The following is a 24,630-nucleotide window of genomic DNA, read 5'->3' as shown; positions in this document are numbered from 1 at the left end:
CTCTCTGAATCCATATCCCGCCATAAGACCGGCAATAGTCCGCCAATCAAAGTCGTCTCAATCGTCATCATCAATCTCATTCATTAACACCCAGCAATGCTGGATATGGTGGATAGCCGACTGCATTACAACTGATATAGAGCAGGGGCCGCCCCATACGGAAGCAGCCCTAGCTATGCCCAAGAAAAACAGTCACTCCGCATAATGATGGAAGACACCCTTGAGCATGACAGCAAAGGCGTCACGATCCACCTTCATGCCGACCTTGCACTTCGGCTCACGAAGATCGTCCTCTGGCTCGATAACAGTCTGCCCACTGTTCTCAGCATTATCGCCGTCCTCAACGTACACGTATCGCTCATCGTATTCAATCAGGTCTGGATTGATCACTGATGCGACAGCTACCGCGTCATGAATGACACTGTTGTCCGAGCCAGGCAGATGACTTTGCCGCTCGGAGAACGTGGCCAACTCATGGAGCATCTTCGAGGGACGTGAATCGCCACCAATAGCGAGCATTTCCTGAAAATCAGCTTCGGTCAGCGCCGCCGCATGCGTGATATTCAAACCAATCATCTCAACGGGCAGCTGAGCAAACACCTCACGAGCCGCCGTCGGATCGATGAATACGTTGAATTCGGCAAATTTAGTGATGTTACCGAATGTGCCACCGCCCATGATGCAGAAACGGTTGATGTACTTCGGCAGATCCGGGTGATGCTGCAATGTCAGCGCGATATTGGTGAGCGGACCGGTGGCGAACAAAATCAAACGCCCTTCGGCTTTGACTGCTTCCTCGTAGATCACATCCCATGCCGGCTTGGGGTCAGGCTCAATTGACGGGGGGTCGAACACCACGTCGCCTACACCGGAAGCCCCATGAATAGACGAAGCATCACGATCGTACGCCTTGCGCAACGGTTTTTCTGCGCCGAACGCCACACGACAGTCAATACCCAATGTATCCGCTAGACACAATGCGTTATGCCGGGTAAGCCTAGCAGGCACATTGCCTTCGACGGCCGTGATGGCCACAATGTCGAAGCCTGGATGAGCATGAGCCATGGCGATGGCATAGCTGTCGTCGACGCCTGGATCACAATCGATGACGATGGGGGTTGTACTAATCATATGGATCTCCTTTGATGAGTGATTTGGTTGACAATTAGTTAACAGGACGGTTGGTAGAGAACTATCGATTGGCCATTGACCGGCGTTTCGGAATATCTACGGGTATACACGCATTTTCTCAAATCCGCCACAGGCGACGATGAAGAACCGTCCATACCACTGCAAACGCAGCGATAAGGGCGAATACCAGAAATAACGTGGTGGCATTTACAGCAGAGAAAGGACGCACGGCAATATATCCGCCGAACACAGCAATGCCCACCGAGCCTCCGCCTTGCAGAGCAAGATCGTTCATGCCGACACCACGGCCATATTCTTCCGGACCCAACGCATCAAGTACCGTGGACGATACCGGCGAATACAGCATGGCCATACCGATATAAAACACCGCGAGGGAAGCACCTACAGCAACCATGCTCACACCGGATGCGAATGCCATGGCCACCAGACCCACCGCCATCAGCGTGCATCCGAGCACAATGGCGGCAAATCTGCCGATATGCCCCGCTATGCGCCCTGACAGCGCACCGGAGCAGGCGGCCAGCAGCAATGGCACCAACATGACCAGCGCTACCTGAAAGGCCCCCATGCCGTATACTTCACCGCCGAGTGCATTCAGCAGCGGACTAATTGCAAAATTGATGAAATAGATGATGACGATAGTGAGCACGGCAGTAGCCCATCGCCTATTCGTGAAGAACGAGGTGGTCATAAACGGCTCACGCGCCTTGGCGATATATACAGCAAACAGGATGAACAACGCCACGGACACTGCGACCATCCACCATTGCGATAGCGAGAAGAACAAGGTGAGAAATAGGATGCCTGCACCAAATAACGCGAACCCTGGCACATCGACATGCGCTCCGGTTCCCGTGTCAGGAAGATTCCTCATCAGAACCGGCAGAGTGAACAATCCCAGCAGCGGCACTAAGAACATCAGCGACCAGTCGATCGATCCGAGCCAGCCACCGATGAGCACACCGGCAGCCGTTCCCAGCTGATAGGAGGCGGTAAACAGGCCGAACCACAGCAGTTTCTCCCCCGGTTTAAGGTATCGAGCCACGATAACCAAATATGCAGAGCCAGCGGTTTGGAATCCCACGGTCTGCACCACGCGGAACACAATCACCCACCACAGGGATCCATGAAGGAGAAACCCGCCTATGGACCCTGCGGCCAGCACCATAATGCCAATGACAGTCATCCTGCGCAGGGAAATGAAATCACCGAGTGAACCGAACACAAAACATACAATGCCTAAGACGACTCCGGGGATGGCCGTGATCAGTGAAGCGGATGCCCCAGCATCCAAATCGGCACCAATCTCATGGAACACTAAGTTGAACGCGTGAATAGCGAGCGTGCCCAAAAGATAGACAAACAGCAATGGAAACAGCGTCTTACGAGCTTTGGCACTGACTGCGGCAACATCGACAGCAGTGTCAGACTCTTCGGAAGCGGTATCGGGAACATTGTGTGCCGTGGAAGTGATGTCGCTCATATGATGTCCTTTCCGTCAAACCAATCAGTACGGATCTTGGAAGAACGAATACGGGAAACCGACATGAATTGGAATCACGAGTGCAGCGAAATGAATCCGGCCACCGGAATCAGGAATTTCGGCGGCCGAATCACAATGCTCAGGAGGAGGAATCCCAAGCACAATCGGTTTGTGTCTTACCAGACGAACAGACCGACAATGGCGGCGGACAGGCAGGAGACGAGGATGCCGGCAAGGAGCATACGACCCACCTGCTTGGAGATTGCATCATTCTTCTCCTTATCGACGATGCCCTTGAAGCAGCCGATGACCATACCTAAGGTGGAGAAGTTGGCGAAGGAGGTGATGAACACGGTGAGTACTGCCTTGTAGTGCTCAGCATAGGTGGCGATATCACCAGTGATCTGGCCCATGACCACGAATTCATTGGTCACAAGCTTAAGCCCCATGAGCTCAGACATCGACCATGCAGTACTCGGGTCAAGACCGAAGAGTAGCGCCGGGATGTACATGATTACGCCAAGGATGGATTCGAGGGAAAGGTGCTCCCAAATCATGCCCAGGAAAGCATCGATGAGTCCTGCAAGCGCCACGAAGGCAATGACATTGGCAGTGATAATAAGCACCAGCTTGCCGGCGCCGAGAATAGAGTCGCCGAGGAAGGAGAAGAACGGCTCCTTCTTCGGAACTGCAGGATCCTTGTGATAGAGCTGCTTATACCACGGCATCGCGTTGTACTTGGCGATGGCGGCCTCCTTCTTGGCACGCTCCTCATCGCTCAGGCCTTCGAAGACATCCGCCTCGGAATCAGCAAGACCATAGATGACGTCCTCTTCCGGAGTGACCTCCACAGGATAGAGCATGTGAGAAACGATAAGGGCGTTGATGCAGTTCAACGGGATGGCGGTGATGACATATTCGCCAGGGACCATCTGAATATAGGAACCGACAATAGCGGCAGTGATGCAGCTCATCGACATCATGGCGAGCACTACATTACGTCCTGCCTTCATGCGCTGAAGCTGAATCTTGGAGACAGCCAGAGCCTCGGTGTTGCCCAGGAACATCATCTCGACCGCATAGAAGGTCTCAAACTTCGGACGGCGGGTGATGAAGCTCAGACCACGGCCGATCCATTTGATGACCCATGGGAGCAAACCAATGTAAGTCAGGATATCGAACAGCGGGACAATCAGGAGAATAGGCAACAACGCCGAAGCGATGAAATTGACCGGGGACGGGTCAACGCCATTGGCCCCAACCCAGTTCGCAAGAGCGAAATTAATGCCCTTATAGGAGATATTGACGATCCAGGCAAAGCCGTCGGCAGCCGCCTTGACTACGGCACGACCGGCTTCGAAGCTAGTCAGCAAGAAGGCAATGACGAGGTTGAGGACAACCATGCAGCCAACCGACTTCCATTTGATGTCCTTACGATTATTGGAGAATACCCAACCTACGGCAAGGAAGACCAGCAGGCCGAGGATGTTGATGGCAAGATACATGGGAGGGTACCTTTCTTATGGTTTATGTTCTTGTGTGATGTCTAATATCGGACTTCATTGACCGCATCAGACGATGATGTCGTGAATGAGGGTGATGGGTTGGGCCTCCTTGCCGATAGTGATGTTGTTGCGGATCAACCGTTCAACATCAGCGATGTCATCACGATTGGAATGCACAGTCAGTAATGTTTCACCTTTGGCCACGGAATCGCCGACTTTCTTGTTCAGAGTCAGGCCAACGGCATAGTCAAGCACATCGTCCTTGGTGGCACGCCCTCCACCAAGCATCATAGAGGCCAACCCCAGCTTGTCGCTGGTCATGGCAGTGACCACACCCTCTTCCCCCGCAATAATCGGGATATGATACCGGGCCTGCGGCATGATTGTTGGATCGTCGATCACGGTGTCATCGCCGCCTTGTGCCTCGATCATCATACGGAAGCGTTCCAGTGCGGATCCGTCTGCGATGTGGGACTCGAGAATACTCCGGCCCTCCTCAAGAGTGGTAGCTTTACCACCCATGTGCAGCATCTGCGAGCCGATGGTGAGCACCAGATCAAGCAGGTCGTCCGGCCCCTCACCTTTCAGCAGCGCGATTGACTCTTCGATTTCCAAGGCATTGCCAATGGCACGTCCCAGCGGTTGGTTCATATCGGAGATAACCGCCATGATATCCATGCCGACGCCTTTGCCAATATCGACAAGAGCACGAGCCAGAGCCTTGGCGTCCTCCTCATTCTTCATGAAGGCACCCGAGCCGGTTTTGACATCCATGACGAGCGCGTCAGTGCCACTGGCAATTTTCTTGCTCATAATTGAGCCGGCAATCAGCGGAATGGAATCGACGGTATCGGTCACATCACGCAAGGCATAAATCTTTTTGTCCGCAGGGGCGATGTTGCCCGTGGCACCGGCGATGATGCAGCCGACTTCCTTAAGCTGGCGTTTGAACGCATCCTCATTGATCTCCACAGTGTACCCCGGAATGGCTTCGAGCTTATCGAGTGTGCCACCCGTATGTCCCAATCCCCTACCGGAAATCATAGGTACGATTAGCCCGGCTGCGGCGACCAGCGGAGCTAACGGGATGGAGACCTTATCGCCCACGCCGCCTGTCGAGTGCTTATCGACTTTGACACCGGGAATATCCGACAGATCCAGCTGATCGCCGGAGTGGAGCATGGCCATAGTCAGTTCACGGGTTTCTTCGGCTGTCATGCCGTTGAACCAGATTGCCATTAGCAAAGCGCTCATCTGATAGTCGGGAATATCACCAGTGGTATAGCCTTCGACAACGAACCTGATCTGTTCGTCACTCAATGTGATTTTGTTTCGCTTTGCGTCGATAATATCAAGCATTCGCATCAATTTGCGACTCCTTTGTCTTATGCGGAATGTTGTTTCTACAGACTAAAACATCTTCGCATTTTTTACAAATGCGCGTGTTGCATAGTTTACATTTTTTCAGAATAAGTGCGCAAAGACACCTGGCATCGCACCATCATGCGTGCCGTATCAATTCTCGAACGACAGAAGATCCTGCGCGCTATCCTCGTCAATCACCAACGTATTGGCGTATCCGGCAACGACGGCTGCACGGGTCGCCGGCACTTTGGCCGTCGACGCAACCACCAAGATCGAATGCGGCGTAGCCTTGAGGTCTGCCAGCTCAATTCCGATGGTGCGCCGGTTGATATCTTCATCCACCACACGCCCATCGATGTCGACGAATCTTGAAACGACGTCGCCAACAGCCGTGGCCTGCAAATGAGACTGTTCACGCTGAGTCAGGTAACCCAAGCGGAACAGCATTGCCGAATCGCGCACCGTACCCACTGTGAATACGGCTATGTTGGCACGCCGCCCCATATCGGCTATATGACGGATATAGGTCTCGCGTTCCACCAACGCCTTGGTCTGCTCCTGCTCAAAAATCACCGGCAGCGGAAGATACTGCGGTAACGTATGGAAGGCGTTGGCAAAGGCATTAGCACTTTCGAAGCCATAGTTGTTGTGTTCGGTGTTCGAGGCGCTGCCCTTGATCTGCACAACGGTCACGCCGCGCACGTCCTTTGGCGCCAGATGCTCGCCGACACTATGCACCGTACGCCCCCAGCCGATACCGATGATATCGTCGTCACGCACAATGCTTTCGATATAGTTGGCTGCTGCATGTCCGACCGTGTCAAGTCGATCGGCTGGCGCGATGTTGCGTGTAGGCACGACAATCACATGACGCAGGCTATAACGTTGTAACAACTCGTCTGCCATCTGCTCGGCCGTCTCACCTGGATCACCGATTTCGATGCGCACCAGCCCAGTATCGAGGGCATAGCGCAACAATCGGGAGACAGTGGGACGGGAGATGGACAACTCCTTGGATATCTCACTTTGCGAGCGATCCTGCTGGTAGTACATTTTCGCTACCCTCAGCGCCTCGGCAGTACGACGATCCTTGGCAGCCATGCCCATCTCCTCCCCCATTTCCGGATTTACTACGCCTTGGCGATAGCCGTCTCCAACGCAATGGTAATCATATTGTTGAACGTGCGCTCTCTCTCCTCACTAGTGGTTTTCCCTTCAGAGAAGAGCAAATCGGATACCGTCAGCACCGATAATGCACGGAAGCCTAGTTTTGCACCGAGCAGGTACAAGCCGGCGGATTCCATCTCTGTACCGAGCACGCCGTAATCGGCGAGCTTCTTGACATCGAGTTCGTCATTATAAAAACGATCGGCGGCAAGAATATCGCCGACCTTCACGTCGATGCCGCGCTCCTGTGCCACATGGTAGGCGGCATGCAACAGGCCGAAATCTGCCAATGGCGCGAAATGCACCCCATGCCCAAAGGTGTTGGAGACGACAGCCGAATCGGTAGTCGAACCAGACGCCAGCAGCACGTCACGCAACTTGACGTCTGGTGCCATGCCACCGCAGGATCCGACGCGGATAATAGTCTTGACACCGTAGATGCTAGCAAGTTCATTGACGTAGATCGATAGCGACGGTATGCCCATTCCAGAGGCCTGAGTAGAGATGCGATGTCCCTTGTACGTGCCGGTAAAGCCAAGACAGTTGCGTACAGCATTGACCTGCACAACGTCTTCGAGGAAGTTTTCGGCGATGTATTTGGCACGAAGCGGATCGCCGGGGAGCAGAACGACATCGGCGTAATCGCCGGGTTCGGCTTCGATGTGAGGAGTGGCCATGAGTGTTCCTTTCAATGGTCAAAGGATTTACGGATGAGATATTGCGAACGCGTGAAAGCGCATGCGTTGCGAACGTGACGCGCTTTCACGCCATCATGTTGGACGGGGCTCAGCAATACGCGGACTCAGACGATGCTGTTCAAGAAACTCACGCCGTTGCCATTGCCCTCGACATCGAAGTTGTCAAGAATGGTGGCGCCCATGTCGGATGCCGTGTCACGTGTGCCAAGCGACTGGCCGGGATTGGCCATGGACGGTGAGTATGCCAGGATCGGCACGTATTCTCGCGTATGATCAGTGCCCTTATAGGTTGGATCGTTACCATGGTCGGCGGTGATGAGCAAAAGATCGTCATCGTGCATTGCACCCATCACACGCCCCAGCCGCTCGTCGAAGGCCATCAGGGCATCACCGTCGCCTTGGGCATTGCGGCGATGACCGTACATCGCGTCGAAATCCACAAGATTCACGAAGCACAAGCCAGTGAAATCGAGGCCCATGGCTTCGTCTACATGGTCCATGCCGTCCATATTGCTCTTATTACGCCAACCCCGATCGATACCATGGCCGGAGAAGATGTCGTTGGTTTTGCCGATAGCGAGCACATCCACACCCGCCTCGTGAAGAAAATCGAGTGCGGTCTTCTCGGTAGGCTCCAGGCCATAATCGTGGCGATTGGCAGTACGCGTGAAATGATCCTTGTCCGGACCCACATATGGTCTGGCAATGACTCGCCCCATCACGACCTCGGGACCGTTAATCAACGTACGCGCGTATTCGCAGATGCGGTACAGCTCCTTCACCGGGATAACATCCTCATGCGCGGCGATCTGTAGTACGGAATCGCCCGACGTATACAGAATCAAGTCGCCGGTGGCCATCTGATGCTCGCCATAGTCATGGATGACTTCGGTGCCGGAGTATGGCTTATTGACGATAACCTTGCGACCGGAGAATGCTTCAAGCTTGTCGACAATCCACTGTGGGAACCCGTTTGGGAACGTGGCCATCTCGAAGCGCACAGGCAGGCACATCATCTCCCAATGCCCATCGAGTGAATCGTTGCCGTGCGAGGTAATCGTCATCTTGCCAAAGCAGCCAACGGCATGCTCGGCCACCGGCACACCCTGAATGGGGTTACTGGGCCTGATGTTGCTCAGACCCAGTTTGCCTAGATACGGCAGGTGAAGCTCGCCGTTGAAGAATTCGCCGATATGCCCCAGGGTGTCAGCACCCTCATCGTCGAATTTGGCCGCGTCCGGAGCCTCGCCGATGCCGATGGAATCGAGCGCGATAGCGAATACACGCTTGTATCGCCGGTAATTATGCGTCATTGCATTCCTTTCGTCGTCGAAAAATTACAGCGTATACATAGAGACTGATGAGTCTACTGGCGCGCGGCCTCTTCAAGGATGGCCACGGATGCGGAGACGCCCAAGCGCGTGGCTCCAGCCTCGATCATCGCATAGGCGTCCGCCAAGGTATGAATGCCACCTGCTGCCTTGACGCCGAAGTCAGGTCCGACGGCCTTGCGCATCAGCGCCACGTCAGGGGCGGTGGCACCTGCGGTGGAGAAGCCTGTGGAGGTCTTCACATAGTCGGCGTTACCTTCGACGGTGAGCTTGCTGGCACGCGTTTTCTCCTCGTCGGTCAGCAGCGCAGTTTCGATGATGACTTTGAGCAGCTTGCCGCCCTCGTGGGTGGCATCGGCCACAGCGCGGATATCGTTACGCACCACGTCATCGTTGCCGGCCTTAAGCTCACCGATGTTAATCACCATGTCGATTTCGTCGGCGCCCTTGGCAATGGCGTCACGGGTTTCGAACACCTTAGTCTCAGTGGTGGAGGCACCCAGGGGGAAGCCAATAACAGTGCAAGTGGCCACACCGGAACCAGCGAGAGCCTTCGAGACGCGCGGTACCCAGTAAGGATTAACGCATACAGATGCGGTGCCGTACTCGATAGCTTCGGCCACCACAGCATCAATCTGGTCAGCCGTGGCAGAAGCCTTGAGCAGCGTGTGGTCCATATACTTGGCAAGTTGGGCTTGGGTGAGGTTCATGTCATGCCTTTCTCAATGGAATCAGTCATCTTTGGCTGACTGGGACGGTTATGACTATAACAGCATTTTTTACAATTGTCAATTGTAGAAAAAGAACATTTGTAACAGATTGAAGCATGTCAATTCCATGGAATGCGGTGCTTACACATCAGACCGCATTCCATGGAATCCACAATGTCAACTAAACATCGACCGAATCTGCGCGGCGGTGCCATACGAGGCCTGGGCACCGTAACCGGTGGCGGCGTTGGCGATCTCGTCCGCCTGAAGCGTCGGGCATCGCGTTGACGATCCGCTCGACCTTCTCGCGCACCATGGCGTCGAGCTTGCTCTCGAACATGGCCTGGTCGAACTGTATGATTTCCCTGGACATGGCTCCGTGCCTCCTTCCAATCGCGGTTTTTCATTGTCTGGCGACTGAAAATCGTACCCGGCACGGCCCATGTCCTTTTCCATCAAGGCCGGAATCCGAAAATGCGCAAGAATTCGGACGTTATCATATCATCCGCACGTACTGCCAAATATCACGGCAAATCCATGAAATCCGTATCTTTCAGATAATTCTTTCCTGTCGTAATATCGTACTGGATCAGCTTGTAGTCAGCCAGCAGCTGCCTGGTTTCCGTATCGAAATCGCTTTCAGCCATGGGATTGCCGTCAGCATCAAGATAAATGTTCTGGCCTTCAGGAATACGGTCCCATCCTTGGATATTGTTGACGACTGGCGGCTCCATGGCAGAGATCTTCTCATGCATTTGCGTAAGGAACGCCAGATATGGGGACACCTTGGCGTTCATATGCTCGGCGGCCTGCGCCACGAAGAAGTTCGGCGACGAATAGTCGGCGTTGCCAATCTCGTTGCCTTGCGAGATGGACGCCTTGTTGGACCAGATGAAATAATCCGTCAGGTGCAAAGCGAGCGAATTGTTGTCGTCTTCGGAAGCGGACGAATAAATGCCCGGCAGATGATCGCCGTAGAATACTACGGTGATCGGCTTGTCGATGGCGTCGAGCTTGTCGAGGAAGTCGGCGGTCGCCTCGTCGGTCAGAGACGCACCCTTCTGATAGGTTTCGATGGACTCCTTCTCATCGTCCTCCAAAGGAGTGCCCGTGGTGGATTCCGCCTTGAAATCGTTGTTCTTATACCAATCGTGGTATGGCATGTGGTTCTGCATGGTGATGACCTGCAGGAACTGGTTGCCGTCGGTTTTCTCAACCTCTTCAATGGTGCTCTTATACGTGGCCTCATCCGACACATACGGCGAATCGTCGATCTTGTCTTGATGCGAGATGACGTCCGGACCGGTCAACGTATAGAAGTGCGAGAATCCAAACTTCTTATAGTTGGTGGCACGCGAATACATGGACGATTCATACGGATGAAGTCCGATGGAATTCTTCGTCGCACCCCACAGCTGGTTGATGGTCGGCGTCCAATGCTCGCTCGGCACGAGCTGCTGGTACGGACTGGTCAGAGAGGAATCGAAGTTCGCCATGGAAAGACCCGTCAATCCCATGTATTCCAAGTTGGCGGTGCCGCCGCCGTATCCTGACGACAGCATCAGGCCGGATGTCGTATTCTTCTTGATCTCACGGATCTTCGGCATGGAATCCTTGTTGACCTTAAGTCCCGGCACGCGAGACGGGTCGGAGAACGATTCAGACAACACATAGATCACCGTGCTGTCGGTCATATTTTCGGTACGCGATGCGTTGATCTTCTTCGCTTCCTTCGTATAGCGGGCCGCGACATCCTTCATGGTTTCCTCGGAATAATTATCCGGCTTGACCATGACTCTCGGATTGAGCTGGCGGGTAAACGCCACCAGCGGACCATTGCGTTGCGCATCGTAGACGGAATCCCACATGGAAGGCTTGTCTCCCATGACGGTGGCGAAACTCTTGGCCCAGGAACCGACAGTGCTCACCTGCATCGAATACAGCGTGAAGAACAGTCCGGGAAGCAGAATCAGCAACAGGCGCACAATCACATTCACTGCATGGGACTGCCTGTCCGAGCCTCGGAACAGCTTGCCGTGGCGCGCATCACGATGGTTCAGGAAGACGAACAGCGCTACGAAAGCCACAAAGGCCACGACCGCGATCAGAATGGTCCATTGCGCGCCAGCCGGCATGAAGCTCATCAGATTACCCGCGTCGGATTTCAAAAAGTTCAAATCGCTCGGCAGAATCGCCTCATATCGTATCGAAACCTTGAAATGCTCAATCACCGCAACAATGAATGTCACCGCCAGAAAAATCGGTGTAGCCACCCAGAATCGGTTGGTAAGCATGAGCAGAATCACGTACAGCACGCCCCATAGGAGCAGATTCAACACCGCTACGAAATTGGCGCTGGTAAACATCTTCCCGACGAATCCCCAGCCTGTGAGCCACATATTATTTGAAAGTTGAACACGGGTAGCGGATTCGCTGACGCCGATTTGCAGCGCAGCCACTCCTATCGCATCGAACAGGATGAACAGCACTCCGTAGAGCCACCCGGGGAATTCCTTACGTTCCTTGGCGGGTGCGTTTGGATCGATCGTCGAGATCCTCAGTTCCTCAATCGTCTCGTTATTCACGGATTCGTTCGTCAAGTGCGTCTCTCCACTCGTAACGTGTCAGTTCACTTCGTTTCCCGCCTCACGGCGACACCAAGGTACCATTTTCGCGACTATATCTGACAAAAAGATATAATGATCGATTTCATCCACAGTTTCTTCTGATTTTCTTATGGATATACCAATGAAATCGCAAAAGCATAATGGGGGTACAAGCAGTTTGGATGGCTGGCGATATCTCATTTCGTATGATTTCGCCATTCGCGTACATTCTCACTACGATTGCTGGAATTGCTAGCGCACCTTGTTTTGGCAGTCGGAGCAGAGTCCGAATACTTCCAGCGTATGCCGTTCGATGGTAAAACCATATTTTGCGCTGATGCCACGCAGCCATGTTTCGGATGGCGATTCGATTTCCACGGTTTTGCCGCAGTTCGTGCATACGAGATGATGGTGATGTCCATCATCGCCGCACAGACGGAACAGCTGCTGGCCTTCCAAACGCACAGTGTCGGCCTCCCCAGCCTCGGCCAGCGCGTTCAACTGACGATATACGGTGGCGAGCCCCACTTTCACGCCTTCGTCTTCCAGCTTGCGATGCAGATCTTGTGCGGAAATGAATTCATCACTCCCCTTCAGAGCATCATGAATCAGTTCTTTTTGTTTGGTATTGCGCTCCACGCGTCCGTCTGCCAATCTATGTCCATCCTTGATGACTTCGCGCGCCAGCCGATCCTTGGAGGAAAGGCCGGCGCGCGAAACCTACCGTCTAGGTTTATTTCAAATCATCCCAACAGCCAGTCCGCTCAAGATCGGCCACGGTCTTGGCCGTATCGTCGGTCAGCACGGTGATATGGCCCATCTTGCGGTCGTGGCGCACTTCGGCCTTGCAATAGTCGTGCATGTTCCATTCCGGATGCTCGGCGATCAGCGCACGGGTCGGTGCCACATGCTGGCCGAGCACGTTGACCATGACGGCCGGTTTGAGCAGTTCAGGCTGTTCGAGCGGCCAACCCGCGATACCCCGGATATGCGCGTCGAACTGGTCGAACGAGCAGGCCTCGATAGTGTAATGGCCGGAATTATGCGGGCGAGGCGCAAGCTCATTGACGATGACCCGCTCATCCTTGGTGACGAACAGTTCGATGGCGAGAATGCCCGCCAATTCGAAGCCCTGCGCCAAGCGCAACGCGAGTTCGTGCGCCTCCTTCGCCACGGCTTCGCTAACTTCGGCGGGAGCAATGGTCATATGCAGGATATTGTTGCGATGCTCGTTGCGCACGATCGGGAAAGTCACGTAATCCTTGCCGTTGCCCGCAACGAGAATGCTCGCTTCGAATGCGAAGTCGACGAAGCCTTCAAGAATGCTTGGTGGGAATCCGCCACCGCGATCGGCACGGGCACGCACCTTTTCAAGATCGGCGTCCGACTTGAGCACTGTCTGTCCATGTCCGTCATAACCGCCGGAACGGGTTTTAAGCACCGCAGGATAGTGGATTTCGTCAAGCGCCGCGTCGAGTTCCTCAACACTGTTGACGGCCTTCCACGGTGCGGTCGGCGTGCCGTGGTCGTTGATGAACTGCTTTTCGTTGACACGGTCCTGCGTGACGCGCAGCAGATCGGTGCCCTGCGGAGCCGACGCAAGGGAACGCACCTGGTCAATCGCGTCCGCGTCCACATTTTCGAATTCGTACGTGAGTACGTCGGATTTTTCGGCCAGTTCGCGGATTGCGGTGATGTCGTCATATTCGGCAGTGACCTGGAAATCAGCCACCTGCGCGGTCGGGCAGTCCGGTGTCGGGTCGAGAACTCCGATGCGGAAGCCCATATAGCGGGCGGACAACGCCATCATACGGCCAAGCTGACCGCCACCGATAATGCCGATGGTGGCACCCGGCATCAGCCTTTCAACACGGCCGTTGGTTTCCTCAGACAAGCTGGGCATTGGATTCAGCCACCTTTTCCTTCAACGAGTCACGGTATTCCTGCAGGGCATTGGCCAGACGCTCATCGGTGGTGCTTAGAATGCTCACAGCCAAAAGGCCCGCGTTTGTGGCACCGGAATTGCCAACCGCAGTGGTGGCGACCGGAATGCCGCCCGGCATCTGCACGATGGACAACAGCGAATCCCAGCCGGACAACGCATGGGAACGCACCGGCACACCGATGACCGGCAGGGTAGTTTGGGCCGCCACCATACCCGGCAGGTGTGCCGCGCCGCCAGCGCCGGCGATGATGACCTTCAGGCCGTTGGCACGGGCATTATGCGCGAACTCACCCATCAATTCCGGGGTGCGGTGCGCGGAAATCACCTGCTTCATGTACGGCACTTCGAACTGGTCAAGCATCTCGCAGGCGTGCTTCATGGTTTCCCAATCGCTCGCCGATCCCATGATCACTGCGACTTCAGGCTTGTTGTCTGCCATCAAAGACCTCCGAAAGAATCCAAAAGAACATGTTCTTGAACACCGTTTACTTTACGCAATCGGCTAGATGTGCAACAGGATTTTCCCGAAAACGTCACCATTCACGATTTTGGAAAACGCAAGTCGCGCATCATCGATCGCATATGCGGAGTCGATGACCGGATGCAGATCGGCATGTTCCACGAATTTCAACAGGCGTGCGAAATCCTCGCGAGAACCCATGGTATTGCCTTGCACACGAATATCTTGGAAGAAGATTCTCGTAAGTTCGGCGCCAGGCTGATCGCCCGTGGTCGCGCCGCAGATGGCGATGGTGCCTCCCGGACGCACGGATTTGACGGAATGGCTCCAAGTGGACGCTCCGACGGATTCGATGACGGCATCCACCTTGCGGGGCAGTCGCGCACCCGATTCGAACACCGCGTCTGCGCCGATCTCCAGTGCACGATTGCGCTTGCCTTCACTACGTGAGGTGACAAACACTTCCAATCCAGCCGCATGGGCAAGCTGGATCGCAGCGGTCGACACGCCTCCGCCGGCACCTTGAACAAGCACCGTATCTCCCGGCTTCACATTCGCCGAGGTGAACAGCAAAGAATATGCGGTAAGCCAGCTGGTACCCAATGCTGCAGCCTCATCGAAGTTGAGATTCTCAGGCTTGGCGAACACGTTGGCGCTGGGCACCTGTGTGCATTCGGCCATGGTTCCCGCATATCGTTCGGAAAGAATCGAACGACGCTCCCCCGGCATGACTCCGGCCCCATCGGTGCCGATGAACGTGTACAGCACCACTTCGGAGCCGGCCTTAAGCCCTTTGCGAACGGGAATGTCTTCTTGCAGCACGCCAGCCGCATCGGTGCCGAGGATCATCGGCGTCTGCTCGTCGGCAAGCCCCACACCTTGCAGACTCCACACGTCATGATGGTTCACGCTCGCTGATTTCACACGAATGGTGGACCAGAATGGCTTGGTTTCAGGTTCGGGCATATCGCCCACTTCGAGCATGGACAGCGGATCATCATAATTCGTTCCGTTGGCATATACGGCTTTCATGTTCGCGCTCCTTTGCGAATGACGGCTTTTCACGATTGCAAACACCTCTATTGTGCCTCAAGTTGAGAAGACTTTGCGCTCCTTTGCCCGCAAACACCCTCGTCGGGGCATACAGTGGGATAAGATTTCGCACTTGGTTGCACTGATCGTAGGGAAGGGTGATTGCGCACGATGACCGCTGGCATTTTGAGTTCGATTCACACTCCTGCGGATGTACATGCCCTTTCAGCCCAACAATTACGCGACTTATGCTTTGAAATCCGCACCACGCTGCTTGATTACGGCAGGAAGCATGGCGGGCATATAGGCTCGAATCTTGGCGTGGTGGAACTCACCGTGGCATTGCATCGCGTATTCGACTCGCCTCACGACCGTTTTATTTTCGACGTGTCGCACCAAAGCTACGTGCACAAGATGCTTACCGGACGTGCCGAAGCGTATCTCGACGAATCACGTTTCGGCGAGGTGACCGGTTTCACCAATCCGTTGGAAAGCGAGCATGATTCGTTTGTACTTGGCCATACCGGCACTTCGATTTCACTCGCGTGCGGTCTCGCCAAAACCCGCGATATGCAGCGCACCGCAACAGGCGAAAGTGCTATCGGCAATGTCATCGCCATTATCGGAGACGGTTCCTTAAGTTCAGCAATCGCTTTCGAGGGACTGAACAACGCTGCCGAACAGGGCGGCAATCTCATTATCATCGTCAATGACAATGAAATGTCGATCGCTGAGGATTTCGGCGGCATGTACGGCCAGCTTGCCAAATTACGTGCGTCAGATGGCACGGCGGAACTGAACCTGTTCAAGGCATTCGGCTTGGATTACCGCTATGTGGAGCAGGGCAATGATGTTGACACGCTGGTGGAGGTGTTGAACGAGGTCAAAGGCATCGACCACCCGATCGTAGTGCATATTCACACCACCAAAGGCTTGGGCTTCGACGATGGCGAGGAGTCCGACAATGGTTCGGACGGCTGCAATCAGACCAATCCTCAACCTCATGCGGGCAAATGCGAGGCCAATCATTGGCAGGATCCGGAGGCCTCGCTCGGCAAACCGCTCGACGCACGTAAATACTATGGCGAAATGGCCATGGCAGCGTTGGAGCGCCGTTTCAGCAGCGAACCGGGATTGGTGGTCATCTCCCCCGCAACCCCTGGATCGAACGGCATCACACGAGATTTTCGCGAGCGTGCGGGCGCACATTATGTTGATACCGGCATTACGGAAGAGCATGCGGCCGCGTTCGCCGCGGGCATCGCCAAAGCAGGCGGCCGCCCCGTGCTTGCGACTTCCGCCACGTTCTTCCAGCGCACCTTCGACCAACTGCAACAAGAGTTGGCGCTGAACCATGTTCCCGCCACACTGCTGATTTTCGGTGCGGGAATTTCCGGTGCCGACAACACGCATTCAGGCACATTCGATATGACGATGTTCGCCAATGTTCCCGACGTGACTTGTTTGGCTCCCGCAAGCGGCGAACAGATGCTTGACATGCTAGCTTGGGCAACCGGTCCGTCCGACCATGGCGTAGTGACGATTCGTATGCCCGGCGAGCAGATTCTCTCACTCGAGCGTACCGCCGATATGGCATTCGACCCGTTGCAGCGTGCCGAAGAGCATGATCCAGCCGTCAATATTGCCGGGGAATGCCCATTCGCCCGCTATCAGATTGTTCAGCCCGGCAAAGATGTTGCGATTCTTGGACTCGGCAACACCATGCCGTTGGCTGCGAAAGTCACGTCGGCGCTTGCTGAAGATGATGCGACGCACGCTGCGATCACTGCGACGCTTGTTGACGCATTGCAGTATTCCACGATGGATGCCGAGTTGCTGACGATGCTTGCCGATGGGCATCGTTTGGTCGTTACGTTGGAGGATGGCCAGTTGGAAGGCGGATGGGGTGAAAAGGTCACCGCATTCTATGCCAATTCCAATAATGCCAAAGCTTCTCATGTTCGTGTGCTGAATTTCGGCGCATCCAAAGAGTTCACCGATCGAGTGCCACTTGACGAGCTTAATGAACGTTACGGATTGACCACAGCAACCATCGTCTCTCGGATTCGCGGTATTCTCAACGAATAATTAATGTGCATAAGCGAATTGGCGGGAACGGTCGTTATATCCGCAAGACCATTCCCGCCAATCTGCAATCGGTCACGCAATCGGCAATCCGTAATCAGCAATCACTGATCATTCTTGATGGCATCCAAAGCCGGAATCTTCACAGCCTTATTGGCAGGGCCGAAACCTGCGATCACGCCGACGGCAATCGAAAACAGCATGGCCACCACAAAAAGCCACCATGGAATCACCGAAATACGACTCACATCGTCGCCGCCCATAATCGCTTTGCCGAGATTCTCAACACTGAATCCACCCAAAGACGCCATATTGATGCCTATCGAACCAATTGCGGAAATCAGGCAGGCGATCACACCGCCAACTAAGCCAATCGCGCCAGCCTCACACAGGAACATCATGCGAATATCGCGCACATAGCAGCCGAGAGCCTTCATAATGCCGATTTCGCGAGTACGTTCCGACACCGACATGATCATGGTGTTGGCAATGCCAATCGCGGCAACGAAGAACGACACTGCACCAATGCCACCCAACGCCAACTGGATGCCCCGCGACTGCTTTTCGATCTCCTTACGCGTTTGCTCAAACGAGGAAGTCTGATAACCGGCGCCCTTGATTTGCGCTTCAACGTCGGCAACGTCTTTGATGTCTTGGGTGTGCACCAGTACCTGATCGTAAACGACCTTGCTTGACGTGTTGGCCTTGGTGCCCCCCGATATTTTGGTGTTCAACGTTTTCATATCGTCGATGCTCATCACAATGCCGGAAGTGAACGCATCATAGTTGTTGGCGGAGGAATCAATGACACCCACCACAGTGTATGGCATGGTAATGGTGGAATTCTCACCACTGCCGGAATCGGATGACGCCACGGATCCGCTGCCCACCTTGCGGTAGTCGTCGGGACTTTGGTAGTTGGCTCCGGTGATCAGTGTGATTTTGGAGTTCAGCATATCGAAGAACGGGTCTTCGCCTTCGGATTCGGAGCAACCGTGCTCATCACAGTAATAACCGCCCGCTTCTATACGATGATTGCTCGGATCTGACGCATACTTGTCGTAGAACGAATACACGAAGGATTTGCCCGCCAATACTTCGCCGGCACGCATCGGAAGACGTCCACTGGCCAATTTATAGCCGGATTCTTCCAATTGCGTGGCGTCGACTCCCACCACGTTGACATATTGCGACACATACCGGGAACCAGCTCCTTGCGTGGCATCCACACTGTATGACATCGTTTTCTGTGGAAGCACTCCAGACACACCGGCAATGCTGCGGAAATTCTGCACGGCGTCATCGTCGAGTTTCGCCTGTTCGCTGCCAGCACCGCTCATGCTGGATGACGGTGCCGTGGAATGCGAACCTCCGCCGTCCGCATATACGGTGATGTCGTTCAGGTTGCCCATGTTTTTGAGCATCTGCTCGTTCTGTTCGTTGATGCCCTGGCCAATGGAAATCATGAGCACGATCGAACAGCAGCCGACGATCACACCGAGCACCGTAAGAACCGTACGTGATTTGCGACGCAGCAGATTCTGCATGCACGAACGTGCGATATCCGAAAAACGCATGCTCACTCCTTGACGGAGGGCACGGAATCAATCACCTGGGTCGGCGCATCAATAGCGCCTGCCGTGGTGCCAGCCGTGGTATCAGCCGTATCGGCAGTGTCATCAGCATCAGTGCCGGCATGCGAATCGGTGGGATCCCAATCCCAATCATCATCTTCGGCTGCCTTCTTCGCCTTCTTGCGGCGACGCACAACCACTACGACCACAATGGCGATCACAGCAACGACAGTCGCAGCAACGACAATCCACACCCAAGCCGGAACGCCCTGGTTTTCCTGCGGGCCAACATCCGTGCCTGGATCAACGGGGGCCGGTGCCTCAGACACAGTGATCTTCACCGGCGATTCCTTGCTCTGCTGCTGGCCATTGGCATCCTCGTACGTCACCTTCAGCTTGGCATCATATTCGCCGGCCGCATCAGCGGTGAAAGCGAATCCAATGGAGCCGGAAGCACCGGATGCCACATTGCCGATATACTGTGTGGCTTGCGTGGCGGTGATGCCGTCGCCCTCGATGGACGCTTCGACGTTGGACACATCCCCCTTGCCCTTGTTCACATATTCCATGGAAATAGTGGATTCCTCACCCGCATTGATGGTGTTGGGAAGCACGGGATCACCCAGTTCGAAGCGGTCAGGCTGTGAAACCGGTATGGAAATCTTAATATCCGAAGTGTTGGAGTTGCGGGTGTCGCCATCGACATACTCGTATTTGAAGTTGATATCGATGCCCTGCGCACCGTTCTTCGCGCTCGACAGCACCTGCATGGGCACGGTCTGCGTCAGCGAGTAACCCGCCCATAGCGAATCGTAATAGAACGTGTTCGTACCGCCGGAAATGGCGAAATTCTCGCCGCCGTCAACAGTCACGACCATATTGCTGACCGCGACCTTACCCATGTTCTGGAAGGTGAAGCCCAGATCGAAACTCGTGCCGACCGCCACGGAGCCGTCACCATACGTGAAGTTGGTGATGATGATATTCGGTACCGGACCCGCCAGCTGCACGGTGGAACCACCGTTGCCGGCGTCCGTGCCATCGCCGTCTTCGGCGAGCGCCGTCGGCACGATGCAGGTTAACGCGATGACGGCGGATGCCACCAGTGCGATGACCATGTTGATGAATTTTGCGGAATGGCTGCCTTTATTCATGGTTTTCCCTTCTCTTCTTGCTGTCATGCGTTATTCACCAGACGGTCATCGATGATGCGCCCGTCAAGCAACGTGACGATACGATCGGCATATTGCGCCATATTGTCATCGTGCGTGACGAGCACGATGGTTTGGTTCAGGTCTCGTGCGAACGCGCAGATCATGTCCATCACGTCGTTTTTGGTTTTGGAATCGAGATTGCCGGTCGGTTCGTCGGCGAATACGACTTGCGGCCGCGATGCGAACGCTCGCGCAATGCCGACGCGCTGCTGCTGACCGCCTGACATTTGCGTCGGATAGTGGTTCATGCGTTTGCCGAGCCCTACTCGTTTCAGCATTTTCTTGGCGATTGTCTCGCGTTTGTTTTTTGGCATGCCTTGGAACATCAACGGCATTGCCACGTTTTCGACGGCGGTCAGATTGGGCAGCAGATTGTATGACTGGAATACGAAACCGAGATGCTTCTGTCTGAATTCCGCCAGCTGCCGTTCGTCTAGACGGGAGATGGGCACTCCCCTGATGCGCACGCCGCCCTTGGTTGGTTTTTCCATACCGGCAAGCTGGTTGAGCAGAGTGGATTTGCCGGAACCGGATTCGCCATAAATACAGCAGATCTGACCTTGCGGAATGGTGAGATTGATACGGTCCAACGCCACGACGGTCTCGTCGAGCACCGGATACTCCTTACGCAGGTTCTTCACTTCGATGATGGGTCTGCGCGTCCCCATCACCGACTCTTGCCCTTCAATATTCGCCATAGTCTTCTTTGCCTTCCCCATACGGCGTCTAACGCGCTTGATCCGTAACCGAGTCTATACTGTTTCCTCGTTCTTCGCATCCCTTAGGGGAACACCCCGAGATAGCCAAGCTCACGCATAACACCCTCGTGAACAACTCCAAACAGGGATGGATTTCATGTTTCGTGCCGAAATCACTTCATTTCGTTCCATATAGCAAAATCACAGAATCTCGCAAAAATAGAATGAAAACAACGAGGAAGACATTCGGATGATGTCATTGGAAGCGCCATTCGCATATCGCACGATTAAGCTGACGCTATGCATGGCCCATCTGCTGTAGAGGCAAGCAAAACCATATCAGCATCACACGCAAGTGGGGGACGTCCTTTACGGGATGCCCCCCACTTGGTGTCAATGCCATTCAATATGACGTTGCGGTTATTGTGCGACTATTTCGCAGCTTCGTCCGCGGACATCATGGCCTGGATGATCTGGTCGCGCATCTCATTGAAACCACCAGGCGTCGAAGCAGGCAACACTACCGTCTTCGCGTTCTGCGACGAGGCAAGATTACGCATGGTGTCGAGATACTGGTTGAACAGCACCACATTGTTCACGTCGTTCACATTCATGCCGACAGCCTGCAGACTCTTAATCTGGTCGACGATACCGTTGGCGATCTCACGACGATAATTAGCCTGGCCCTCACCCTGAAGGCGCGTCTTCTCAGCCTCGGCGGCCGCCTGGGTCTCAATCTGAATACGCTGGGCTTCGGCACGCTGACGCGTGGCTTCCTTCTCACGCTGGGCAGCGTTGATGGAGTCCATGGCGTTTTTGACCTGCGGACTCGGATCGATGGCGGTAATCAGCGTTTTGACCACGGTGAAGCCGAAGCGGGACATTTCGTTGCCGACAGTCTTCTGCACGTCGAAAGCCACATCGTCCTTACGGGAGAAGGCATCATCCAAAGACAACGCAGGAATGGCGGAACGAAGCGCATCCTCCATATAGGAGCGCAGCTGGCCGGCCGGATCGCGCAGCTCGTAGTATGCGGTCGCCACATTGCTGGGATCGACACGAAACTGGGTAGAGGCCACCACGGTGACGAACACGTTGTCGAGCGTTTTGGTTTCCAACTGCACGTTGAGCTGGTTGACACGCATGTTGGTTTTCATGGCGATGCGATCCACGAACGGGATTCGTATATGAATGCCGGCAAACTGTACCTTGTTGAACTTGCCGAAACGTTCGATGATGTAGGCCTGCTGCTGCGGCACGATGAACAACGCGGACAGGAACAGAAAAGCGATGATAAGTGCAATGACAAGGAGCGTAATAAGGAACGGCATGGCATTACTCCCTTCTTTGGTTTTCTCTCGAAAGCCTGTTGATTGACGGCTTTCCGTAGGCTCTGCAACTATTGCCGAACCCAAGCAAAAATTTACCAAAGAATGCAATCACGTGCAGACAATGTCCGCGAGCTGGGCAAAGTCCATTCGGAAGCCGGCCCATATACGTCTACGAGCCGAACAGGAGACAATTCCGTTGTCCGGCTCGTGAGATGGCATACGAAATGTTGAATCAGATCAGGCCGAGCTCCTTGCATTTGGCTTGCAACTGTGTGGCCGAAGGCTCCACCAGCCATGAGCCATCGGCAGCGAACCGAATCACGGGAATGTGCTGCTGTCCGCTGATCGCAATGGCCTTCTCTGCAGCACCATCCTCATGCTCGATATCATGAAGGCTGTAGGCGACCCCGAAACGGTCCAATGCCGCCTTGGCTCGGCGGCAGTCGCCGCACCAGTCGGCTCCATAGAAATCGATTGCCGTTTTATCAGTCATAAAATCACTCCTTACGATGCATTAATCCCATCAAATTTAGGCGATGCCTCAAGCAACATTTTCGTATACGCGTCTTTAGGGTGTCGTAACACGGAACCGACAGCTCCATATTCGACAAGATGGCCATGCTGCATGTCATATACATCTTGAACGGCCATATGCACTACGCCCATATAAGGACTACACCAATAACCAAGGAAATCAACGATGATGCCACGCCATTGGGAACGGATCCATTACCAAGCAAATTCGTATGCGCTTCCGAACTATCCTTACCTGTTCCAGTCGCTCTTTCCCCTAACATCATTATCCCGAAACATAACGAAATACGGCTACAGAAAGCCATGCATCTGCAAATATCATCAGATACACAATTGAAAAACTCAGTACGCCCCGGCAATCGCCTGGTCAAGGTCAGCGATCAGATCGTCGACATTTTCCAAACCAATCGACAGACGGATGAGATTGTCGCTCACGCCCGCCGCGTCGTAATAATCGGCAGGCACCTCACGGTGCGTCACCTTCGTCGGGTTGACAATCAGTGAGCGCGAATCACCGATGTTCGGCACATATGAGAAGACCTTCGTCGCGTCGAGAATACGTTCGACATTGCTTCCGTCGCCTTCGACAGTGAATGACAGAATCGTGCCGATACCGTTCGGCAGATATTTGCGCGCCAGATCATAGGTCGGGGAATCTTCGAGCGCCGCATAATTCACGGACGTGACATGAGACAATGTCGTCAGATGCTTGGCAATCGCAGTTGCAGAAGCAACTTCCTGCTTTTCACGGACGGTCAACGTCTCTAAACCAATCAACTGCATGTATGCGTTGAATGGGCTTTGCACGGCACCAAACGTGCGCAGATATTTGATGCGAATACGTTTGATGAACGCCTGATTGCCGAACCTGCTGTGGAAACTGTGCCATTCGCCGGCACGCTGGTCGCTGATCACCAATTCCTCACGCGTGAACTGCGGGAATCTGCCATTGTTCCAGTCGAAACGGCCCGCATCCACGACCACTCCGCCAAGGGCATTGCCATGGCCGGTAATACCCTTGGTGGTGGAGTGCACCACGATATCGGCTCCAAATTCAATCGGACGCAGCAAATACGGTGTGGGAACCGTATTATCGACAATCAGCGGAATGCCATGCTTATGCGCAAGATCGGCAAGCCCTTCGATATCGGCAACGGCGGTGCTTGGATTGGCAACAGACTCCGTGAAAATCGCTTTGGTGTCTGGACCAATCACAGCTTCCACCGACGCGAGATCGTTGATATCGCTTACAAAATCACCGTAAATACCGAATTTCGGCAGAAAATCGCCTAATGCGTCAACGGAAGCCCCATACAGGTTGACGGGGGCAACGATCCGGCCGCCGCCCTCGGCCACACACATGAGAGCATAGCTCACCGCCGCCATACCGGAAGACAATGCGACGGCGCCGACACCGCCTTCCAAGGATGTGAGCCGCCGTTCCAATGCATCCACCGTAGGATTGGCCACACGCGAGTATTCAAAACCAGGCAACGATCCGCCGGCCAAGGCGTCGCCGCGGCGGGCGTTTTCCAAATCAAATGCAGCCGAAGCGTAGATGGGCACACTTACCGCATCCGCATTGGTTTGCCGGTCATAGCCGGCATGAATCGCTCTGGTTTCAAAACAGCCAGTCTCCGTTGCAGTGGTCATGGTGGTACATACTCTCCTTGTTGCTTTTCAATCAACTCGGCGTTGAGGAATGCGTGTTTCGCCGCTCTTCAATGCATGAATGGTGGA

Annotated in this window: 21 protein-coding genes; 1 reads left to right on the top strand and 20 read right to left on the bottom strand. The window is 54.4% G+C overall.

The features are described 5' to 3' along the window. Positions 1 to 192: 192 nt before the first annotated feature. The 14 genes from AH68_RS10045 to AH68_RS02815 all read right to left on the bottom strand — a co-directional run bounded on the left by AH68_RS10045 (position 193) and on the right by AH68_RS02815 (position 15,454). Positions 193 to 1,131 (bottom strand): nucleoside hydrolase, encoded by a 939-nt coding sequence (locus AH68_RS10045; protein WP_052189129.1) that lies wholly within the window; start codon positions 1,129 to 1,131, stop codon positions 193 to 195. Between the two features lie 118 nt (positions 1,132 to 1,249). Further along, on the bottom strand, positions 1,250 to 2,635 hold the full coding sequence (locus AH68_RS02875; RefSeq protein WP_081995854.1) for an MFS transporter: 1,386 nt from the start codon (positions 2,633 to 2,635) through the stop codon (positions 1,250 to 1,252). 176 nt (positions 2,636 to 2,811) lie between these two features. Beyond that, on the bottom strand, positions 2,812 to 4,140 hold the full coding sequence (locus AH68_RS02870; RefSeq protein WP_039197485.1) for a NupC/NupG family nucleoside CNT transporter: 1,329 nt from the start codon (positions 4,138 to 4,140) through the stop codon (positions 2,812 to 2,814). A gap of 66 nt (positions 4,141 to 4,206) precedes the next feature. Next, the gene (locus AH68_RS02865) at positions 4,207 to 5,505 is read right to left on the bottom strand and encodes a pyrimidine-nucleoside phosphorylase (RefSeq protein WP_039197483.1); all 1,299 of its coding nucleotides are present in this window, start codon (positions 5,503 to 5,505) and stop codon (positions 4,207 to 4,209) included. A gap of 150 nt (positions 5,506 to 5,655) precedes the next feature. Then, positions 5,656 to 6,606: a sugar-binding transcriptional regulator gene (locus AH68_RS02860; RefSeq protein WP_039197481.1), complete on the bottom strand. Its 951-nt coding sequence runs from the start codon at positions 6,604 to 6,606 to the stop codon at positions 5,656 to 5,658. A gap of 29 nt (positions 6,607 to 6,635) precedes the next feature. Next, entirely contained in the window at positions 6,636 to 7,349 is a 714-nt protein-coding gene (gene deoD, locus AH68_RS02855) for a purine-nucleoside phosphorylase (RefSeq protein WP_039197477.1), read from the bottom strand. Between the two features lie 125 nt (positions 7,350 to 7,474). Further along, positions 7,475 to 8,683: a phosphopentomutase gene (locus AH68_RS02850; protein ID WP_039197475.1), complete on the bottom strand. Its 1,209-nt coding sequence runs from the start codon at positions 8,681 to 8,683 to the stop codon at positions 7,475 to 7,477. A gap of 53 nt (positions 8,684 to 8,736) precedes the next feature. After that, complete coding sequence (gene deoC / locus AH68_RS02845) at positions 8,737 to 9,411, bottom strand: deoxyribose-phosphate aldolase (RefSeq protein ID WP_039197473.1); 675 nt, start codon at positions 9,409 to 9,411, stop codon at positions 8,737 to 8,739. A gap of 181 nt (positions 9,412 to 9,592) precedes the next feature. After that, a complete protein-coding gene (locus AH68_RS10710; protein WP_039197471.1) occupies positions 9,593 to 9,784 on the bottom strand; it encodes a hypothetical protein in 192 nt (63 codons plus the stop codon). A gap of 151 nt (positions 9,785 to 9,935) precedes the next feature. Beyond that, positions 9,936 to 12,011 carry an LTA synthase family protein gene (locus AH68_RS02835; protein WP_039197469.1) on the bottom strand — a complete coding sequence of 692 codons (2,076 nt, stop codon included), beginning with the start codon at positions 12,009 to 12,011 and terminating at the stop codon, positions 9,936 to 9,938. Positions 12,012 to 12,269: 258 nt separating this feature from the next. Next, positions 12,270 to 12,671 carry a Fur family transcriptional regulator gene (locus AH68_RS02830; RefSeq protein WP_039197467.1) on the bottom strand — a complete coding sequence of 134 codons (402 nt, stop codon included), beginning with the start codon at positions 12,669 to 12,671 and terminating at the stop codon, positions 12,270 to 12,272. Between the two features lie 79 nt (positions 12,672 to 12,750). Beyond that, the gene (gene purK, locus AH68_RS02825; RefSeq protein ID WP_039197465.1) at positions 12,751 to 13,920 is read right to left on the bottom strand and encodes a 5-(carboxyamino)imidazole ribonucleotide synthase; all 1,170 of its coding nucleotides are present in this window, start codon (positions 13,918 to 13,920) and stop codon (positions 12,751 to 12,753) included. After that, a complete protein-coding gene (gene purE / locus AH68_RS02820; protein ID WP_003836415.1) occupies positions 13,904 to 14,401 on the bottom strand; it encodes a 5-(carboxyamino)imidazole ribonucleotide mutase in 498 nt (165 codons plus the stop codon). Before purE ends, purK begins: the two co-directional genes overlap by 17 nt. A 63-nt stretch (positions 14,402 to 14,464) precedes the next feature. Beyond that, the gene (locus AH68_RS02815; protein ID WP_039197462.1) at positions 14,465 to 15,454 is read right to left on the bottom strand and encodes a zinc-binding dehydrogenase; all 990 of its coding nucleotides are present in this window, start codon (positions 15,452 to 15,454) and stop codon (positions 14,465 to 14,467) included. A 171-nt stretch (positions 15,455 to 15,625) separates the two neighbouring features. Here AH68_RS02815 and AH68_RS02810 point away from each other — a divergent pair, with 171 nt between their 5' ends. Beyond that, a complete protein-coding gene (locus AH68_RS02810; RefSeq protein ID WP_039197460.1) occupies positions 15,626 to 17,542 on the top strand; it encodes a 1-deoxy-D-xylulose-5-phosphate synthase in 1,917 nt (638 codons plus the stop codon). 101 nt (positions 17,543 to 17,643) lie between these two features. On the opposite strand, the gene AH68_RS02805 is transcribed toward AH68_RS02810, so the two are convergent. The 6 genes from AH68_RS02805 to AH68_RS02780 form a co-directional block, all read right to left on the bottom strand. Next, the gene (locus tag AH68_RS02805) at positions 17,644 to 19,116 is read right to left on the bottom strand and encodes an ABC transporter permease (protein ID WP_039197457.1); all 1,473 of its coding nucleotides are present in this window, start codon (positions 19,114 to 19,116) and stop codon (positions 17,644 to 17,646) included. A gap of 2 nt (positions 19,117 to 19,118) precedes the next feature. Continuing rightward, positions 19,119 to 20,267, bottom strand: coding sequence for a COG1361 S-layer family protein (locus tag AH68_RS02800; protein ID WP_039197455.1), 1,149 nt, complete (start codon positions 20,265 to 20,267; stop codon positions 19,119 to 19,121). Between the two features lie 23 nt (positions 20,268 to 20,290). After that, positions 20,291 to 21,025, bottom strand: coding sequence for an ABC transporter ATP-binding protein (locus AH68_RS02795; RefSeq protein ID WP_173405838.1), 735 nt, complete (start codon positions 21,023 to 21,025; stop codon positions 20,291 to 20,293). Positions 21,026 to 21,456: 431 nt separating this feature from the next. Further along, a complete protein-coding gene (locus AH68_RS02790) occupies positions 21,457 to 22,356 on the bottom strand; it encodes an SPFH domain-containing protein (RefSeq protein WP_033501366.1) in 900 nt (299 codons plus the stop codon). A gap of 232 nt (positions 22,357 to 22,588) precedes the next feature. Then, on the bottom strand, positions 22,589 to 22,849 hold the full coding sequence (locus AH68_RS02785) for a mycoredoxin (protein ID WP_039197453.1): 261 nt from the start codon (positions 22,847 to 22,849) through the stop codon (positions 22,589 to 22,591). 383 nt (positions 22,850 to 23,232) lie between these two features. After that, on the bottom strand, positions 23,233 to 24,543 hold the full coding sequence (locus AH68_RS02780) for an O-acetylhomoserine aminocarboxypropyltransferase/cysteine synthase family protein (protein WP_039197451.1): 1,311 nt from the start codon (positions 24,541 to 24,543) through the stop codon (positions 23,233 to 23,235). Between the last annotated feature and the right edge of the window lie 87 nt (positions 24,544 to 24,630).

Origin of the sequence: Bifidobacterium catenulatum PV20-2 (genome assembly GCF_000800455.1) — a bacterium.
Taxonomy (GTDB): Bacteria; Actinomycetota; Actinomycetes; order Actinomycetales; family Bifidobacteriaceae; genus Bifidobacterium; species Bifidobacterium kashiwanohense_A.
Note: the sequence above shows the minus strand (reverse complement) of the source record. Positions and strands in the feature narration are given on the sequence as shown.